This is a genomic window from uncultured Gelidibacter sp., assembly GCF_947500795.1.
In the GTDB taxonomy this organism is placed as follows: Bacteria; Bacteroidota; Bacteroidia; order Flavobacteriales; family Flavobacteriaceae; genus Gelidibacter.
In genome coordinates, this window is record NZ_CANMTE010000002.1 from 175655 (window position 1) to 195235 (window position 19581).

The window sequence follows — 19581 nt, forward strand, 5'->3', positions numbered from 1 at the left end:
TTGTTAAATAACTTCAAACAATTTTCCAGGAAGCGGCCTAATTACCCCTTTCAATTCCATATTTAGAAGCACACCGGCTACTTTAAAAATAGGCATACTACATTCTAGAGCAATGCTATCCAATAGTTGTTGCTCTTTTGTTTTTAGATAGTTATAAATGATTTTTTCATCCGCTTCCAACTCTACAAATAGCTGTTTCTGAATGGCAGGCTTCTTATCATTTTCAAGTTCCCAATTTAAAATATAAGGCACATCCATCGGACTGGACAAAAGATGTGCTTTTTGATATTTAATCAGATTATTGCAACCTGTACTTTGAGAATCTGTGGTTCTTCCCGGAACTGCAAACACATCCCGATTATACGAATTAGCAATATCTGCAGTCACCAAGCTTCCGCCCCTTTCGGCAGATTCAATAACAATAGTAGCTTCACTTATTCCGGCAATAATCCGATTTCGCTTTAAAAAATTCTCTCGCTCCGGATTTGAAGTACTCCAAAATTCAGTTAAAAACCCACCGTTTTTTTCAATCTCAGCCACATAGCGTTTATGAACTTTCGGATACACCTGATTGAGTCCATGTGCCAAGCAGCCTACCGTTTGCAAATTGTGCTTTAATGCCGATTTTTGCGCGGTAATATCCGTACCATAAGCGAACCCAGAAATGATAACAGGGCTAAAAACCGCCAACTGCTCAATGAGCTGTTCACAGAAAGCCACACCTGAAGAGGTGATTTTCCGTGTGCCCACAATACTGATAAGACGCTTCTTTTTCAAATCTATAGTCCCAGATTGGAATAACAGAATAGGGCCATCAATACAATGTTTTAATTTTTCAGGATAATTCGGATCCATAAAATACAGCGGCAAAACATCATTCTCCCTTATAAATTTCAATTCAGCTTCTGCGGCAAGCAAATGACTTTTGTTATTAAGGTCTTGTAGCATCTGACTCCCAATACCATCAATTTTTAATAAATGCTGCTTCTTTTCCTGAAATATTGCTTGGGCTGATCCGCAGTGACTAATTAATTTTTTAGCAGTGATATCCCCTATTTTCGGCACATTTTGAAGTGCAAGAAGAAAAATTAAGTCCTGATCTGACATTTATTATATTGATTAAGAGGGAAAACTGTTTAAATTTAAGCAATGTTAATAAATAGTGGCGCTTTAATTTCGGCGAAAATCAAAATTTCCTAACTTTGTTTCAATGCATATAGAAACTTACATAAGCGATTTACTGTACCGTTACGACTGCGTAACGATTCCAGAATTTGGTGCCTTTTTGACCAAACGTGTGTCGGCAAGAATTGATGAAAGTAATCATACATTTTTCCCGCCTAAAAAAGTCATTTCGTTCAATGAGCAATTACAGCATAATGACGGGTTGTTAGCAAGCTACATCTCTGATGCTGAAAAGATTCCTTATGAAGTTGCTGTTCAAAAAATTAGCAAGCAAGTTAAGTCTATCAAATCTTTCTTGATTGAAGGGGAAACCTTGAATTTTAGTAACATTGGTGATTTAATTCTAAATGCTGATGGAAAAATTGTTTTTGAACCATCTAATAACAGCAATTACTTAACGGATGCCTTTGGACTGTCAGAATTAAAAGCATCTAATGTTAATCGTGAAGTTTATAAAGAAAACGTTGAAACTCTTGAAGAAGCAATTCCTACAATTGCCATCACTCAAGAAAGACGCGAAAAACGTTCTTATCTTAAATATGCAGCGGTTGCACTTATCGCTTTAACTGTAGGCGGATTTGCAGCATCTTCTTTTTATAATAATCAGGTAGAAACTCACAATCAATTGGCGCAAGAAGCTGCCAATGAGCAATTGGATGCCAAAGTTCAACAAGCCACTTTTGTGATTGAAAACCCATTACCTGCTGCGACTTTAAATGTTGAAAAGCAACAAGGTAAATACCACATTATTGCTGGCGCTTTTAGAGTTGAAGAAAACTCTGATAAAAAAGTAGAGGAACTACAAGCCCTCGGATTTAAAGCCAGAACCATTGGCGTTAATAAATACGGGTTGCACGAAGTTGTGTATTCTAGTTATGAGACGAGTAATGAGGCTTTAGCGGCACTACGCAACATTCGCCAAAACTTCAACCAAGATGCGTGGTTGTTGGTGAGAGAGCTCAAATAATAGGCGCCATCCAGCATTTATAAATCAACTTTTCTTTACGAGTTTGTGTTAAGATATACGCTTTACCTACGGATGTATATTTCAACATGAATACTATTTAATGCTTTGCATTTAAAAAATGAATAGGGACACTAGGAACTAACACTTCTTAGACAGTCTTCAACTGTATTCTGAAACCCTTCTCTATTTAGCATATTCTTCCGTTTCTGTCAACTAAGGGCTGACTGAAAATTCACAAATTCAACCTATCTTTGCACTTTAATTTTAAAAAATTCCCAATGCAAGCCAAACATCCAAGTGATTCCATCTGTATAATGACTGATTTAGTGCTCCCAAGTGAGACCAATCCACTTAATAATTTATTTGGAGGTGAACTTTTAGCACGTATGGACCGCGCAGCAAGTATTGCAGCAAGACGTCATAGCCGACGTATTGTGGTAACAGCATCAGTGAACCACGTGGCGTTTAACAGAACAATTCCTTTAGGAAGTGTTGTGACTATTGAAGCAAAAGTTTCTAGAGCGTTTAGAACCTCTATGGAAGTGTTTATGGATGTTTGGATTGAAGATCGCGAATCAGGGGTTAGAGCAAAGGCTAATGAGGCTATTTACACTTTTGTTGCTGTGGATGAAACGGGGCGTCCAACCGAAATTCCTGAAATAACACCTGAAACTGAATTGGAGAAATCAAGGTTTGAAGCGGCTTTAAGACGCAAACAATTAAGTTTAGTGTTGGCAGGTAAGATGAAAGCGCAAGATGCTACTGAGCTGAAAGCCTTGTTTGAGTAAGCATAAATAATTCTAAAAATTGATATCCCATTATTGGTAGAAAACACCAATTATGGGATATTTTAGTTTATACAGATGGGGTCAGTTCGAGTGTTTTCAAGTATTCTGTTTTTTTAGAATACTTGAAAATGTCTCGAGAACCGTCTTAAATTATAGAAAACTTAGAATGAATCTCCACCCTACTAAGGTGAAAAATACAGCAGCATCTATCTCACAATCCAAACTGCTGGATCCTGAAATTTCGCGTCTTTATAAATGGCAAAACTTAACATGCTTTCGCCATTTGAAGGATCTGTGAAGACTTCACCAATATCTTGATTGGTGGTCACACGATTTCCTTTTGAAACATACACTTTCGATAAGTTTTTATACACTGTAATGTAGTTACCGTGTTGGATTAAAATCCAAGGATTTCCATTTTTGGTGCTTTGAACCGCCAAAACTTCCCCGTTAAAAACCGAACGTACTTTGGCGTTTTTATCTGTAGCAATACGGATACCATTACTATTAATCGAGATGGTATTGTCTATAAGCGAGCGCTGTGTCCCGTATTTCACTTTAATAACTCCAGTACGTACTGGCCAAGGTAATCTTCCTTTATTAGACTCAAATTTAGCCTCTAACGCCTTCGCTTCTGGCGTTAATGAGAATCCTTTTGAAGCAGTTTCAGATTTACCCGCTTTTTTATTGGATGCGGCAATGGCTTCCCTAATTAATTTTTCAATTTCACGGTCAATTCTGTCCGCTTCCTGTTGCTTACTCTTAATTTGTGAAGCATAAGAACTCATATTCTTTCTTACAGATTCCATCAGTTTTTGATGTTCTTTCACATCTTCCTCCAACTTCTGCTTTGCGATACGATTTTCCTCTATCAGTTTGTCCTTATCCTTTTTTTGCTGCAACAAGGTCGTATTTAATTGCTGCAATTTCTCAGTTTTAAGCCTTATTTCCTCGCCTTGCTCCTTTTGGTAGTCTGTATACTGCCTGATGTACTGAAGTCGCTTGTAAGCCTGTTTAAAATTCTCAGAAGACAACAAAAACATCACCCGACTTTGCTCGGATTTACTTTTATAGGATTTGACCACCATCGCAGCGTAATCCTCTTTTAAATGTTTCAACTGATCTCTCAGAGTACTAATTTCCTTCTGATTGGTATTAATTTCCCTCGTCAATAAATTGGCTTGATCATTGGTGATTTTTATAAGGTTTTTACGCACATTCACCTTGTAATTTAAATCTTCAACAGTAGAAATAATTGTTTTCTCCTCCTTCTTTTTGGTGAAGAGTAAATTATTGATTTGCTGGATTTCCTTAAGAATAGCTTGACGCTTGGCTTCCAACTCCTGTTGCTTTTGGCTTTGCGCATTCATAGCGAAGGTGCAGCACAAGCTAAAAAGTAAGATTAATCTGTAAATGTTAGGTTGGTAACGCATTATTCAAGTTCAATTTCTTTATATCCTGACGGAATGTTGAATGGAAAACGGACTTCGCCATTCAAAGTGATGGCTTTAAAATCGAGATCTATGATGATTTCATCATTCTTTTCCAATGCAATAATACGAATGTTTTCAGGAAATATTTGCTTGCTCACCACTTGATATTTCTTATAATCTATCTGCAGCATACGCTTCTCAGCAGGTTGATATAACTGTTGGGAATCCAATTTAAAAGATGCAGGATTAATCAAAAAGAACAATTCGAACAAGGCACGTTGTTCCTTCGGTGTCAACACATAGGATTCATCATTTGGAGCAGTCACATACGTGTCATCTTTCAAATCAAAAATAGGCTCTCCAAGAAAAATGTTCTGGATTTTTTTAAAATCGATATCTGTTCCCAATAACCTTGTTAACAAAGAGAAATCGCCATCAAAATACTGGTTGTTGAGCTTGTCATAAAACTTGACGCTGTCTTGTGTAATCATCACACGAGCCACAGCAAACGGAGCGCTCATCCAAATAACTTTATCCTTTTCCATGCGTAAAGTCACCGTTGTACCGTTACTTTTATCGCCTTCGGTATAGTCAATACTCACTTTAGCCTGTAAGGTTTTAAACCGAACATCCTGTCTAGTATTCTCCCGGATAATTTGTTTTGCGGTCATGCTTTTGTCAATTTCCGCAGTAGACGTTAAGGTTTTAGCAGATTTACAACCTACACCTAAAACCAATAGCAGTATAAAAAAACTGAATTTGTAAAGTCTCATTAATTTTGATTTTTTAAAGCGGCTGCCTTCTTTGCAAACGATTGGGATTTGGAAATATTATTACTGAGTTTATAGGCAAGGCTGAGTTGCGTATAAAAATCAGCTTCCATTTTTGGGTCTTCAATAACGTAATCCAAACCTGTTTCTAAACTTGTAATCGCTTTTTTAGCCTGTTTCAAGTTATTATGAGCCACGCCATTTATTAGATATAAAATAGGTTGCGCTGGGAATAATTCTAAAGCATTTTGACTTCTGACAACGGCTTGCTCGTCTAAATTCAAGTCAATTTGTAATAAAAGCGCATCTTTAATCAGCGAAAAATTAGTAGGCTCCAATTTTAAAGCATCGTCAAAATACATCAACGCTTTTGGTTTATCATCAAGCTTTAGATAGTACTGTCCCAATTCCACCAATGTTTGAAAACTTTTAGTGTCATCAATCATAGCCGTAACATCAACAAGATCTTTTTCGTGCTCTGGATGTTTCGCAACAAAATTTATAAAATCGTTCAGCACTTTCGTTTTAGCATCAGGATTAATTTCAGGCGCGGTCAATACAATTTCCATTGAGCCAATAGCCTCTTCCCTCTGATTTTTATCCAAATAAAACTTATATAAAGCCAAATGCACCAACTTGGACTGCGGATGCACTTCCAGCAACTTTTGTGCTGTTTTAAAAGCCTTCTCCGTTTCTCCTGTTTCGCTATAGCGATAAATTAGAGCGAGGTAATTGGTTTCGTTTTCTGGATTTTTATCTAAACGCTCTTGAAGATTTTCAATCCTATCTTCATCACGTCCCGTAATATTATAAACCTGATTTCTCAAATAATCCCGGTCAGCATTGATTCCAAACTCCTTATCCAACTCATCCAACAACTTCAAAGCATCCTTGTATTCCTTGTTTTTGATGTATAAAGACGCCAAATCCTGACGGTAATCAGGATGGTATTTAACCAATTGTTTGACCGTTTTAATGGCTTTTTTGGTATCGCCTTGTTGATTGTACACATCATAAAGTTCATCTAAAAACCATTCGTTTTCAGGTTCCTTTGAGATAGCTCTTTTTAAGGCATCTTCAGCGGCTCCAAAATTTTTAAGCTTGTTATAATTTTTTCCTAATTGAAAGTACACCACGGGTGCGTCATTCAATTGTTTACATTTTAACAATGCATCAATAGCGCGCTGGTAGTTCTCAATACCATGTTGTTTTAAAGCTTCAAAAAAATATTCTTGAAATCGGTCCTCCACATTACCAAGATCATCTGTCGGTTTTTGGTTGAAATCAACTTGGGCATGAGTCGTCTGGGGAATAAAAAATATTCCCAATAGAAGCACTAATATGTAGTGTTTATAATTCATTTGAATTTACAACTCGTGTTAAGCCCTTTTCCAACGTTATGATTGATTACAGCGGGTATTTGCAATTAAAGTTTACTCTAAAACAGAATAATCACCGATACTTACGGTTTTAAAATTGCCATCATACTGCACATGATTTCCTATCATAGCTTCATCTAAATTAGCATTTTTAATAGTGCTATTCGTTTGAATTAAGCTGTTTTTAATGGTTGCATCTGTAATGGTACAATTATTTCCAATAGACACATTTGGACCAACAATCGCATTTTTTAAAATGACATTTTCACCAATATAACACGGCTCAATAATCTTAGAATTATCCAAACTTACTGATGGCGCAATCATTTGTTCATCGCCATCGTCTTTAATAAAACCTAACATTCTAGTGTTGGTTTCCACAGTTACGGGTTTATTGCCGCAGTCCATCCACTCCTTAACCTCACCTGTTTTAAAGATTTTGCCTTTGGCCATCATGCCTTTAATTCCATCATTAATTTGGTATTCACCACCATTGATAATGTTGTTATCCAAAACATGCTGTAACTCTTGTTTAAGAACGCCAACATCCTTAAAGTAGTATATGCCGATGACGGCTAAATCGCTCACGAAATCTTTTGGTTTTTCAACGAGCTCAACAATTTCCTTTTTATCATTCAATTTTACCACACCAAAAGCTTCTGGTTGGTCTACTTGTTTCACCCAAATAACGGCATCAGCATTAGGATCCAAATCAAAATCGGCTCTAATTAACGTGTCAGCATAGGCAATAACCGCAGGGCCCGATAAAGACTCTTTAGCGCACATAATGGCATGACCGGTACCAAGAGGTTGGTCTTGACGATAAATGGCCGCTTTAGCACCTAAACTCGTTGCCAATTCTTTTAAACTTTCAATGACGTCATCGCCAAAAAATGCAGGGTCACCTAAAATAAAGGCAATTTCTTCAATAGGTTGATCCAATACTTTGACAATATCTTTTACTAAGCGATGAACAATAGGCTGTCCCGCTACAGGAATTAATGGTTTTGGGACTGTTAATGTGTGAGGGCGCAAACGTGAACCACGTCCTGCCATTGGTACAATTATTTTCATAGTAATGCCTGCGAAGGCAGGTAACTTTTAATGGTTAAACTTATTGATGCCTGCGGAGGCAGGTTTCTATTCTTTTTTTTTATGGATGCCTGCGGATGCAGGTATCTACTCCTATTTATCCTTTGTTAATACGAAGTCGTGCCTTTGCATGTTGTCGGCTTAGGTTTCGACTGCGCTCAACCAGACATTATAATTTTAAAAAACTCTTCTTTGATATTCTAGCAGACGGCATCAGAATATATGTCACATATCAAAGAAGTGATATTTACTTAGTTCCAGTGGAACCAAACCCACCTTCTCCACGTTGGGTTTCAGAGAGCTCTTCAACTTCGGTCCATTCAGCACGTTCATGTTTGGCAATGACCAATTGCGCAATACGTTCGCCATTGGAAATTTCAAAATCTTCATTAGAGAGATTAACCAAAATCACTCCTATTTCACCTCTGTAATCGGCGTCAATAGTTCCTGGAGCATTCAGCACTGTTATTCCTTTTTTGGCTGCGAGTCCGCTACGAGGTCGCACTTGGGCTTCGAATCCAATTGGGAGTTCAATAAATAATCCTGTACCTACGATGCTTCTTTCTAGAGGTTTTAAAACTCTCGATTCTGATAAATTTGCGCGTAAATCCATCCCTGCTGATGCTATGGTTTCATAGCTTGGCAAAGCGTGATTGGATTTATTAATGATTTTAATGTTCATATATGATGTTTTATGGCATACTTCTCTAAACTTTACGTAAACCGTAGAATAGAGAAACGTATGTTATTTACTTTTTATGATTTGTAAAATTCTATTTTTTTCGAGCATGGCTACCATCAACACAAACCCGAGTAATAAACTGATTCCCACGATATAATTTTCACGGAAAGCATAAAACGAAATTACCGAAAATGCAGATGAAACCAATAAATACAATCCCATTTTTTTCAAGTCGTACGGAATTGGATAATATTTTTGTCCGTAGTAATAGGAGGCTACCATCATACTGGTATAGGCTACTAATGTGGCAATTGCGGAGCCTCTATATTCCATTATTGGTATCAACCAAAAATTAAGAGCCAAGGTTATTAAAGCTCCAAAAACTGAAATATAGGCACCAAACTTCGTTCTATCTGTCACCTTATACCACACTGAAAGATTATGATAAATACCTAAACACAGGTTGGCAATCAAGATTAACGGCACAATCCACATGGCTTCCCAATATTCTTCGCTTCTAACAATATAAGGCTTTAAAACATCGGCGAAGACAACAATACTCAACAACATTACGGAACCAAAAGCAACAAAGAATTCTAGAATTAGCGCATAGTTTTTCTGCGGATTTTCACTTTTAGCGTGGCTGAAAAAGTAAGGCTCAATACCTAAGCGGTAAGCAGTAGCGAACAAGGTCATAAAAACTGCTATTTTGTAACACGCTGAATACATCCCGATCTTAGTGTCTGCAATATCTTCAGGTAGTAAATAATCCAATAGAATACGATCAAAGGTTTCATTGACCGAAAACGCAATTCCAGCGATTAATACCGGCATGGCATAACGCATCATTTTCTTGAAAAGCGCATTATCAAATCGGTACTGGATCTTAAAATAAAAACTTAGCATCAACACCAATGTCACTGCACTCGCAACTAAATTGGAGATGAAAATATAGTTGATTTCAAAATTAGGAATGTATACGGATTCAAAGAATGCACTGTTTTCAGCCCATTTCTTTAAGTAGATTAAAAAGAAAATGTTCAACCCTAAGTTAACGGCCACACTCGCGATTTTTAACAGCGCAAAGCGCATCGATTTTCCTTTCGCCCTGAGCCATGCAAACGGAATTATGACCAAAGCATCCAATAAGAGAATCCAAATGACTAATGAAATGTATTCTTGTTTAATATCTGTCAGGGCTGAAATCTGCGTCTTGAATAAGAACGCCAAAGCAAAAAAGCCAAGCGATGAAACAATCAAGGATATTGCCGAAGTGCCAACCACTTTCTCTTGATCGTCTTCTTTATTAAAAAACCTGAAAAATGCAGTTTCCATTCCATAGGAAAGGATGACATTAAAAATTACAAACCAGGAAAAAATAATGGAAACTTTTCCATATTCACCAACCGATGAAAGCACGCCTTTTGTAGTGTACAAAGGCACCAACAGGAAACTTAACATGCGCGGCAGCACTGTGGCTAACCCATAAATGAAAGTCTGCTTAAATAGAGATTTGAATCCGCTCAAGGTGGTTTTTAATTATTGGTTAAAAGTAGGGATTCTGGCACGATTAAACAATTATGAATATTTGCCCAATACAAAGCCTGAAAAGAGGTCTTTTCAGGCGATTTAAAGGCTTTAAAATTTACTTAGAAGGTTTCTCCTGGATATTTTCAATTTTAAAATACAAGGTCTCACCATTTGCTTTATAGCTCACCATGGCCTCTGTTGGTTTCAATTCATATGGAATCTTCTGTGTAACCACAGGTGTTTTATTAGCCATTTCATCCATTGGGTCACTGCTCATAATAATATCGACGTTGGTAGGTTGAGGATTTTTAAATTCCCCTACATAAACACTACCTGCATCTGTAGTTTTCTTTGACAGATTGACGATCTGATCTCTGAAATATACAGAATCTAAAGTCAGCATACTATCATCCTTTTCACTAACAGGAATGAAAAGATTGAAACCTGAACCTTCGGATTTCACTTCTGATGTCCACGATTCATAATATGCTTTACCGATAGCCATTGGAGGTGTTTTTTGAATTTTTTTAGCGTCAGAACAATTTGTCGGACCGACTACCATCATAAAGATGACTGAAAAAAGTGATATAAGTTTCATAGAATAGCTGTTTGTTTTTTTTAAGATAACAAATAGCATTCCATAAATATTTTAGAATGCTAAAAAGGGAAACACTTGAAAGGAAAAAGCCTCACTTATAGGTAGTGAGGCTTTGTTTATTTAATACCCTTCGACTGCGCTCAGGGTGACATTGTAACGATAGTTCGTAGCTACTTCTAATTATTTAGTGCCTCTGCACCACCAACAATTTCTAAAATTTCGTTGGTAATAGACGCTTGACGTGCTTTGTTATAAGTCAATTTCAATTGATCTCTCAATTCTGTTGCGTTATCTGTTGCTTTATGCATCGCAGTCATACGTGCACCATGCTCAGACGCGAACGAGTCTCTAAGCGCTTTAAAAAGCTGTGTTTTTAGAGATTTTGGAATCAATTGGTTAACGATATCAGCTTTTGAAGGCTCAAAAATATAATCTAAATCGGCATCAGCATCTTTTTCCATAGGAACAATTGGTAAAAATTGCTCGGTCATGATTTCTTGAGTTGCTGCGTTTTTAAACTTGTTATAAACTAAAACAATCTTGTCTGTTTCTTCTTTAATGAACGTATCCATCAATACTTCAGCAATTTCAGCAACATTGTCAAAAGATAAATCGTCGTAGATATCACTTCTATTAGCAATTACGCGATTTCCCTTTTTAAAGGCATCATTGGTTTTTTTACCAATTGCAAAAACAGAAACCTCTTTACCTGCGTACTCTTCATTTATCAAACGATTGGTTTCTTTGATAATATTCGAGTTAAACGCACCTGCCAATCCTCTGTTAGATGTAATTGACACTAACAATACTTTATTGATATCACGTTGCTCGGCAAATTTACTTCCAGAATCAGCATCTAAAGTTGCGCTTAAGCTTTGTAATAATTCTGTTAATTTATCAGAATACGGACGCATTGCAGTAATAGCATCTTGTGCTTTCTTCAGTTTTGCAGCCGATACCATTTTCATGGCACTGGTAATCTGCATCGTGGAAGATACTGATGATATTCTGTTACGTATTTCTTTTAAGTTTGCCATTTTTGTAATTAGAATTAAGTATTAAGATCTTAGTATTAAGACTGAACGAAAACACTTATCAACATTTTGAAAGCTTCCTCTCAATCTTAGTACTTTGTACTTACTACTCTATACTTGATACTATTTTCTATATTTTGCTGATAATTCTTTAGCAACTGCTGCTAAAATATCAGTAACGTCATCAGTTAATTTACCTGCTTTTAAAGAAGCAAGCGCATCACTATGCTTAGCTCTTAAGTACTCTAAGTAATCACGTTCAAATTCTTTTACTTTCTCTACAGGAACGTCTCTCAATAAGTTTTTAGAACCCGCGTAGATAATCGCGATTTGGTCTTCAACTCTAAACGGATCGTTTTGAGCTTGTTTTAAGATCTCAACGTTACGTTTACCTTTGTTGATTACGTTTAAAGTAACGGCATCTAAATCAGATCCAAACTTAGCGAACGCTTCCAACTCACGGTATTGAGCTTGATCAAGTTTTAAAGTACCAGATACTTTCTTCATCGATTTAATCTGAGCGTTACCACCAACACGAGATACAGAAATACCTACGTTAATTGCTGGACGAACACCAGAGTTAAACAAGTCACCATCCAAGAAAATCTGACCATCAGTAATAGAAATTACGTTGGTTGGGATATAAGCGGATACGTCACCTGCTTGAGTTTCGATAATTGGCAATGCCGTTAATGATCCACCACCTTTTACGATTGGTTTCAACACTTCTGGTAAATCGTTCATTTCTTTAGCAATCGCATCGTTGTCGATGATTTTTGCAGAACGCTCCAATAATCTAGAGTGAAGGTAGAAAACGTCACCTGGATACGCCTCACGTCCTGGTGGACGACGTAACAATAACGAAATCTCACGGTATGCTACTGCTTGTTTTGATAAATCATCAAAAACGATTAATGCAGGACGGCCAGTATCTCTAAAGTACTCACCAATTGCAGCACCAGCGAAAGGCGCATACACTTGCATTGCAGCAGGATCAGATGCGTTAGCAGCTACGATAGTTGTATATGCTAAAGCTCCTTTTTCTTCTAATGTTTTTGCAATTAAAGCAACTGTAGACGCTTTTTGTCCGACAGCTACATATATACAATATACAGGCTCACCTGCATCATAAAATTCCTTTTGGTTGATAATGGTATCAATACAAACTGCTGTTTTACCAGTTTGACGGTCACCAATTACTAACTCACGTTGACCACGACCTACAGGAATCATCGCATCAATTGCTTTGATACCTGTTTGTAACGGTTCAGTTACCGGTTGACGATAGATAACACCCGGAGCTTTACGTTCTAATGGCATTTCATAAAGCGTTCCTTCAATTGGTCCTTTACCATCAATTGGAGTTCCTAAAGTGTCAACAACACGTCCAACAATTCCTTCACCTACTTTTAGGGAAGCAATACGTTCTGTACGTTTAACTGTTGAGCCTTCAACAACACCTACTGAAGGTCCTAATAATACAACACCTACGTTATCTTCTTCAAGATTCAGTACGATGCCTTCAAGACCATCTGCAAATTCAACTAACTCACCGTATTGAACGTTGGATAGGCCGTACACACGTGCAATTCCATCTCCAACTGTCAAAACCGTTCCTACTTCGTCTAATGAAGCGCTAGCTTCAAATCCTGACAATTGTTGCTTTAAGATTGCTGAAATTTCAGCTGGTTTTACTTCTGCCATTTTTATTAGATATTATTTTTATCGACTTTAATTTCACACTTCGACTGCGCTCAGTGTGACCAATCAATAAAACTTTTAGTTTAATGTAAATTCTCTTTTTAACTTATTCAATTTGTTTGCAATACTTGCATCGTATTGCATATCTCCTACGCGTAAGATGAAACCACCTAAAATAGATTCGTCAACAACGCTTAATATCTCAGCCTCTTTACCAGTCAATTCTTTAACTTTGGCCAATACTTTTGCTTCGAGCTCTTCTGTTAATGAAACCGCAGTAGTTACAGTTGCAACTTGCTTGCCTTCACCTTCATTAAATAACTCGTTATATTGTTCTGCAACAGTTCCTAATATATCAATACGTTTGTTTGAAATTAACGTATCTATTAAGTTGATGCTTAGCTTATCCAAACCAGTAAAAACTGCCAATAAAGCCGATTTTTTTGTTGCAGAAGGCACTACAGCACTTAAAAGCATATCTTTAAGATCTGTACTTGCTTCCACAGCATTTGCAATTGACTTCATATCAGCGTGTACAACTTCTGCAGCGTTTTGATCCTTAGCAAGATCTAAAACCGCTTTTGCGTAACGTAATGCTGTTCTTGTTTGTGCCATAGTAATGCCCACATAGGTGGGTATCTCTTTTAATTATTCTAATCTACTCTTGTTATCACTGCGTACAGTGTAACTGTCTAATTTAATTTCGCGTCACTCAACATAGACTCAACCAATTCTAGTTGCTTGTCTTTGTTTCCTAATTCTTGACGTACTACCTTTTCAGCGATTTCAATAGATAAAGACGCTACATGGTTTTTAAGTTCAGCCATAGCTGATCTCTTTTCGTTCTCAATAGCTTCTTGAGCTTGAGTAATCATTTTAGTAGCTTGTTGTTGTGCTTCCTCTTTAGCATCACTCACCATTTTGTTTTTGATGTCACGTGCATCTTTCAACATCGCTTCACGCTCAGCACGTGCTTCATTAAGGATACGCTCATTATCCGCTTTAAGGTTTTCCATTTCCTTACGCGCTTTATCTGCTGCTTCCAATGCATTTTTGATACCAGTTTCACGCTCATCAACAGCGCCTAAAATTGGTTTCCATGCAAATTTCTTCAATACTAAAAGAAGAATTAAAAAAGTAATAACAGACCAAAAAACAAGTCCTAACCCTGGTGTAATTAAATCCATTTATAATAGGTTTTAGTTTTAATAATTTAAATTTTAAAATACAGAGGCAACCAACCGTTACCTCTGCATTTTTTAATCCTAATTAAACGATTAATGACGCAACAACACCAAAAAGTGCTACTGCCTCTACGAAAGCTGCTAAAATTAGCGCTGAAGTCTGAAGTTTTCCTTGGATTTCCGGTTGACGAGCCATAGCGTTCATAGCTGACTCACCGATTTTTCCAATTCCCATTCCAGCTCCAATAACTGCGATACCAGCTCCGATTGCTGCAATTCCTGTAATAGTCATAATATAAAATTTAAATTAATTAATGATGCTCTTCTTCCGTAGCCGTACCAATATAAAGTGCGGACAATACGGTAAATATATATGCTTGAATTGCAGTAACTACAATTTCTATGATTAAAATGAACAATGAGAACCCAACAGATACTGGTGCGATTGCAACGCTCTCAAAGATAAAGATTAGGGACATTAATGATAAGATAATAATATGTCCTGCCGTAATGTTTGCGAACAAACGAATTGTTAACGAGATTGGTTTTACAAACATCCCAACAATTTCAATAGGCATTAAAAATATTTTCATTGGCACAGGAACGCCTGGCATCCAGAAAATATGTTTCCAGTAGTTTTTGTTACCACTAAAACTTGTAATGATGAATGTGAAAAATGCTAAAGACACTGTAAAGGCAATGTTACCACTAACGTTAGCACCATTCAAAATTGGAATCAATCCGAAGATATTGTTAACCCAGATAAAGAAAAACACACTTAATAAGAATGGCATGTATCTTCTATATTTCTTTTCACCAATCATTGGGATAGCAACCTCATCTCTAATAAAAACCACTAATGGTTCTACAAATGAAGCAATACCTCTTGGCATAAAATTGTTTGACTTTTTATACTTGCTTGCAGCAGAGATAAAGATCAATAAGATTACCAAAACTGACACCCACATCATAAAGACGTTTTTGGTGATCGAAAAGTCTAAAGGTAATTTAGCGTTTGTTGGGTGAAGTTCTTCATCAAAAGTTAAGGTATCAACACCTGACTCTAATTGGTAGATTTTTTCGTGATATTTCACAAAACGCTCTCCATTTTTCTCAACAATATGCGTTCCGGAGTCGTCATGGTGAAATTCGCTAGACATAAATGTAGTAAGGCCATTATCCGTAAAAAGGATGATAGGCAAAGGAATGCTAATTGGTTTATTATCCCAATCTACAATGTGAAATTCGTGCGCATCCTTAACGTGATGCATAATCATCTCCTTGGCATTGAACCCTTTGTCTTGGTCTTCGTTATCTTGTGAAGCAAAACCGAAATTGGTTACTGCTACAGAAAAAACTAAAAATAATACGGCTCTTAAAGTGTTTAATGTCATTATGAATAGCTTAAAAATACCTTGCTCTAAATTCCGTGCAAATGTACACACATTAGTTTAATTGTCAAACACTTTTTTATCAATATTAAACACACGCCCATTATGGGGTTTTTTGAAGGAACCTTGTAATGGTATACACCTCAAATGCCAAGTATAAAAAATAAGGAATGAAAAAGTTAAAAATATCGGGTTGTTTTTTCTCAAAATCCGATAAAATAATAGGTAATAAAAACAAAATGGCGAGAAACATTTTTACAAATGTACTCCCCATAAACAATATAAAAACGTCGGTTTTACCTGTTGAAAATTTATAATTGACTACAGTATATAATAATGTAGTAACTGCAAAATGAAACACATAAATTTGCCATACTGGGAAAAATAATTTCAGCTCAGTACCAAAGTAGGATAGCAAATAACTGTGGATGCCATACAGTACCAAACTTAGAACTGTAATAAGAAGTAAAAAATTAAGTTGTCTTTTCTGAAAATCTGCAGTCATCAAAAATGGTAATTTCTATTATAAATACTATAAATTCTTTGGAAACCTTTTTCCTAAAAAGAACACGGTCTGAAACCTATTACTCTGTTTTATTGTCTTCTTTTGAGTTTGCAATAATACGTCTTATTACAAAAACTACGGCTATAATTGTAGATGTTAGGGACAAAATAATGGTCCATAGATTGCTATCATCACCATTATTTTCATCAATCTTTACACCTATATAACTTCCTATTCCAATAATAGCGAACATTTGTATCCCTATCCCAGAATATTTGGCATACGTATTAAGCGAATTGTTCTTTTTTGGTTTCATTACTTCGTACTGCTTTTGTGCTATTGTTAGTGTCAAGCTGTTTAACAGCACCTTTCATGCTACATGTAGCGTTAAATGTGGCTCCTGGTTCTACTGAAAATTTACCCACTTCTACTTCTCCTTCAACAAATGCTGACGATCTTAAAGATAAGGTATCTGTAAGCATCAATTTTCCTGAGAATTTACCTTCTATATCAGCATTGGCCGCTGTAAGCGTACCATTAATGAGTCCTGTTTTACCAAGTACAACTTTACCAGGGGTTTTAATATTCCCTTGTATGGTACCTTCAATTCTGAAATCGCCATCACTGATAATGTCTCCTGTAATAGTAGTCCCTTTGGCAATTGTGTTTTGTTGGTTAAATGTGTCTGAAATAATCTTCTTCTTTTTGTTTTCTGCAAACATGGTTCTGGTGGTTTATTGTGATTTGAGGTATTCGTTTAAATTTTTATGGCGTTGCACAATTTCATAGTTAAGAGATGAAATGGCAATATATGGTCGTGTGATATTTGCTTTACGTTCTTGTAATAAATCGGCAAATCCGCGAGCTCCATGAATACTACTTAAGCCATGGACAACTACAAATATGGTGTTTTTATCGTAAACGTCTTTTGAAACACTTAACTCATAATATCTGATTTGACTAACCTCATCATTAAGTTTCTTAATGAATGCTTCAATATCTTCGTCTTTGGTAATTTCAAACTGATAGATAACTTTAAACTTGGTGGCTAAAGCATCATCTTGAAATTCATTCACCTCCAACACAGGAATAACTTCTTCCATAATTTGTTGAGCACGCTTGCCTTCTTCAGAGTTTCCATAATTTAAAGCGATAAAATTGATGCTTTCCTTATAGGCTTCAAAACCATACAATCGGCCTCTTGCAGATGCTTTTAAGATCTCAAACTTAGGCACGATAGGCTCGCCTTCAAATTCCAATATGTATTTATCGCTCTCATCAATGACGTCCTGAAACTGTTGCGCTTCATAATTGGCATATGTACGCTCATAAATCCGATCTGGACTATTTTCATCCTTAGATATTTCCGTTTTTGGATTCAATAAAATAGCAGCATATCTCGAATCTGGCGAATTGGTGATAATGTCCAATTTTATTTGAGCCGCCGGAATGGTTTCGCCCATTAACACATAGGTATTGTACAAATTGTATTTCGCAGGTAAAATCAATCGCTCTTCAGGCTGATTGTCCAATAAGTTTTCAAGCTTTTCTTTAGCAAGTCCATATTCATTGAACTTTTCCTTATAGATCACGCCTAACTGATAATACGCATAGTTTCGGTCTCTCATAAGACTATCAATCTCCTTTTGATCGGTAGGAATTTTTGAAATATAGAATTCAGGATCATAAAGCTCTTCTTCAGTAGCATCGGCAATCAATTCATTACTCTGAACGGTAAGCGAATTATTGCGAGTGCTCGATAAACGCCAATTATCTTTTAGTGATCGTTCTCCCCAATTTTTTAAAAACTCGTTTTTTCCATAAGCGACCGTGGTAGGATTGTAAAAATAAAACTCCTGAGCTGCTGGCGGATTCATACCCGGACCTCTGTTTCCTGAAATATTTCCCGGTGTATTTATATTGACAATTCCTGAATTGGCCTTGCGCTGCGCCGCTTCCTCTTTGGCTTTTAAGAGTTCTGCTTCCGCTTTTAATTGATCGACAAATTTTGAGAAGAACGCTAATCTGTCCTCATCTGACAAATTCACCAAGTTTAAAATACTATCATTTACTTGCGCAACATTTTCGTAATAAATAACATCCTTTAAATTTTCTCTTTTCTTTTTAACGACTCTGTATGGTTTTGAATTGACCGCCATAGTATTCATGGTACTGTCGTAATAGGCACCGGCCTTTTTATATTCAGAGTTATCAAAACTCATATCGCCAAGCGTGCTATAATCCAATGCTCGCAATTGACTGTCCGTGGATGATGCTCTTAAGGATTTGTTGTAGTAGGCCATTGCTAAGGAATCGCGGTTGGCTTCTTTGTGGAATTCCGCAATGCGGTAATAGATTTTATCTAAAAACGGGCGATTTTCACGATCTTCTTCAAGCTCTGTCAGATAGTTTTCAAACATCAACACATCACCAGTTGTGGTATCAAAATTAGCCGCTTTCGCTAAATGCGCATTAATAAAGTAAGCTCTTGGTACTTTACGGTGTAAATCCATGACCTTCTCAAAAGCCATATTCGCACTGTCTTTATACCCAAACTCATTATAGAGTTGCCCTCTTATATAATTGTAACGTGCTTTTTCATTATTCTTTCTCGTCAATTTAGCTGCAGTTGCCAATTGAGTTAGGGCACTATCTTTTGCTTTTATATTGATGTAGGCTTGCGCCAAAGTGGCACTGGCATCAGCCAAATCCTGATCTTTCAGCTGTTCCTGCCTCATCAAACGTTTTAAATTCTGAATAGCGAGCTCGTTGTTTTCAAGACGCATATTGGTTTTTTCACGCCAAATTTTCGCCTCGTTAATCTTGTCACTTGCAGGATATTTATAAAGAATATAGTTAAAAGCTTCTACAGCAGGAATGAAGCGTTGATCGAAATAGCGGGCTTTCCCAAGTAACAGATAAGCCTCATCAATTTGCGGATTGTGCTCCTTCCCTTTGATGTTCATGCCGTGCTTTTGAACCGCTTTAATCGCTTTCTCTTCAGCACGCGCAAAATCGGAGTTTTTAGACTGACCCGGCAGCATAAAATCGTCCGTAGTTTCCATGCGTTCTACGGGTAGCAATTCCCAATAATTGTCAGTAAACGCATCATCAACACTTTCCCTACCGTTTTCCAAAGCAATATTACCATTGTACAGAATATTGTACTTGGTCCCCATGGCATGGAAATTCCGGTTTATAAACGTGTCATTTTTCCGCGAGCAGCTAGTCACTACAAACACTGTAAGAAACAGCAAAAAAACGGATTTTATATGAGTGTGCACGTGGGTTGGATTTGATTCATTAGATAACTTAAAAACAGCTACATATATTATGCAATGC

At 36.7% G+C, this 19581-nt stretch carries 20 protein-coding genes; 2 read left to right on the plus strand and 18 right to left on the minus strand.

What is annotated here, in order from left to right:
- Positions 1-3 precede the first annotated feature (3 nt).
- The gene (gene dprA, locus Q0947_RS06000) at positions 4-1107 is read right to left on the minus strand and encodes a DNA-processing protein DprA (RefSeq protein WP_299393516.1); all 1104 of its coding nucleotides are present in this window, start codon (positions 1105-1107) and stop codon (positions 4-6) included.
- A 103-nt stretch (positions 1108-1210) separates the two neighbouring features.
- Here dprA and Q0947_RS06005 point away from each other — a divergent pair, with 103 nt between their 5' ends.
- Both Q0947_RS06005 and Q0947_RS06010 read left to right on the plus strand, forming a co-directional pair.
- The gene (locus Q0947_RS06005) at positions 1211-2152 is read left to right on the plus strand and encodes an SPOR domain-containing protein (RefSeq protein WP_299393517.1); all 942 of its coding nucleotides are present in this window, start codon (positions 1211-1213) and stop codon (positions 2150-2152) included.
- A gap of 278 nt (positions 2153-2430) precedes the next feature.
- On the plus strand, positions 2431-2940 hold the full coding sequence (locus Q0947_RS06010; protein ID WP_299393518.1) for an acyl-CoA thioesterase: 510 nt from the start codon (positions 2431-2433) through the stop codon (positions 2938-2940).
- Between the two features lie 206 nt (positions 2941-3146).
- Here the strand turns inward: Q0947_RS06010 and Q0947_RS06015 are convergent, their stop codons facing one another.
- The 17 genes from Q0947_RS06015 to Q0947_RS06095 form a co-directional block, all read right to left on the minus strand.
- Positions 3147-4310 (minus strand): peptidoglycan DD-metalloendopeptidase family protein, encoded by a 1164-nt coding sequence (locus Q0947_RS06015; RefSeq protein ID WP_299393519.1) that lies wholly within the window; start codon positions 4308-4310, stop codon positions 3147-3149.
- 62 nt (positions 4311-4372) lie between these two features.
- Positions 4373-5146 (minus strand): DUF4292 domain-containing protein, encoded by a 774-nt coding sequence (locus Q0947_RS06020; RefSeq protein WP_299393520.1) that lies wholly within the window; start codon positions 5144-5146, stop codon positions 4373-4375.
- A complete protein-coding gene (locus tag Q0947_RS06025; protein ID WP_299393521.1) occupies positions 5146-6504 on the minus strand; it encodes a tetratricopeptide repeat protein in 1359 nt (452 codons plus the stop codon). Before Q0947_RS06025 ends, Q0947_RS06020 begins: the two co-directional genes overlap by 1 nt.
- 72 nt (positions 6505-6576) lie before the next feature.
- The gene (locus Q0947_RS06030; protein WP_299393522.1) at positions 6577-7596 is read right to left on the minus strand and encodes a sugar nucleotidyltransferase; all 1020 of its coding nucleotides are present in this window, start codon (positions 7594-7596) and stop codon (positions 6577-6579) included.
- A 265-nt stretch (positions 7597-7861) separates the two neighbouring features.
- Positions 7862-8296, minus strand: a complete 435-nt coding sequence (dut, locus tag Q0947_RS06035) for a dUTP diphosphatase (protein ID WP_299393523.1) — start codon at positions 8294-8296, stop codon at positions 7862-7864.
- Positions 8297-8359: 63 nt separating this feature from the next.
- Positions 8360-9823: an oligosaccharide flippase family protein gene (locus Q0947_RS06040; RefSeq protein ID WP_299393524.1), complete on the minus strand. Its 1464-nt coding sequence runs from the start codon at positions 9821-9823 to the stop codon at positions 8360-8362.
- 118 nt (positions 9824-9941) lie between these two features.
- Positions 9942-10424 (minus strand): hypothetical protein, encoded by a 483-nt coding sequence (locus Q0947_RS06045; RefSeq protein ID WP_299393525.1) that lies wholly within the window; start codon positions 10422-10424, stop codon positions 9942-9944.
- 176 nt (positions 10425-10600) lie between these two features.
- Positions 10601-11461, minus strand: a complete 861-nt coding sequence (gene atpG / locus Q0947_RS06050) for an ATP synthase F1 subunit gamma (protein ID WP_299393526.1) — start codon at positions 11459-11461, stop codon at positions 10601-10603.
- 120 nt (positions 11462-11581) lie between these two features.
- On the minus strand, positions 11582-13162 hold the full coding sequence (gene atpA, locus Q0947_RS06055; protein ID WP_299393527.1) for a F0F1 ATP synthase subunit alpha: 1581 nt from the start codon (positions 13160-13162) through the stop codon (positions 11582-11584).
- A gap of 75 nt (positions 13163-13237) precedes the next feature.
- On the minus strand, positions 13238-13774 hold the full coding sequence (atpH, locus tag Q0947_RS06060; protein WP_299393528.1) for an ATP synthase F1 subunit delta: 537 nt from the start codon (positions 13772-13774) through the stop codon (positions 13238-13240).
- Between the two features lie 77 nt (positions 13775-13851).
- The gene (locus tag Q0947_RS06065; protein WP_299393530.1) at positions 13852-14346 is read right to left on the minus strand and encodes a F0F1 ATP synthase subunit B; all 495 of its coding nucleotides are present in this window, start codon (positions 14344-14346) and stop codon (positions 13852-13854) included.
- Between the two features lie 82 nt (positions 14347-14428).
- Positions 14429-14635 (minus strand): ATP synthase F0 subunit C, encoded by a 207-nt coding sequence (gene atpE, locus Q0947_RS06070; protein WP_027126213.1) that lies wholly within the window; start codon positions 14633-14635, stop codon positions 14429-14431.
- A gap of 19 nt (positions 14636-14654) precedes the next feature.
- Positions 14655-15737, minus strand: a complete 1083-nt coding sequence (gene atpB / locus Q0947_RS06075) for a F0F1 ATP synthase subunit A (RefSeq protein WP_299393564.1) — start codon at positions 15735-15737, stop codon at positions 14655-14657.
- A gap of 100 nt (positions 15738-15837) precedes the next feature.
- Positions 15838-16239: a hypothetical protein gene (locus Q0947_RS06080; protein WP_299393568.1), complete on the minus strand. Its 402-nt coding sequence runs from the start codon at positions 16237-16239 to the stop codon at positions 15838-15840.
- Between the two features lie 79 nt (positions 16240-16318).
- Positions 16319-16555 carry an AtpZ/AtpI family protein gene (locus Q0947_RS06085; protein WP_299393571.1) on the minus strand — a complete coding sequence of 79 codons (237 nt, stop codon included), beginning with the start codon at positions 16553-16555 and terminating at the stop codon, positions 16319-16321.
- The gene (locus Q0947_RS06090) at positions 16527-16961 is read right to left on the minus strand and encodes a polymer-forming cytoskeletal protein (protein ID WP_299393575.1); all 435 of its coding nucleotides are present in this window, start codon (positions 16959-16961) and stop codon (positions 16527-16529) included. Before Q0947_RS06090 ends, Q0947_RS06085 begins: the two co-directional genes overlap by 29 nt.
- Positions 16962-16973: 12 nt before the next feature.
- A complete protein-coding gene (locus Q0947_RS06095; RefSeq protein WP_299393579.1) occupies positions 16974-19418 on the minus strand; it encodes a hypothetical protein in 2445 nt (814 codons plus the stop codon).
- Positions 19419-19581: the final 163 nt, after the last annotated feature.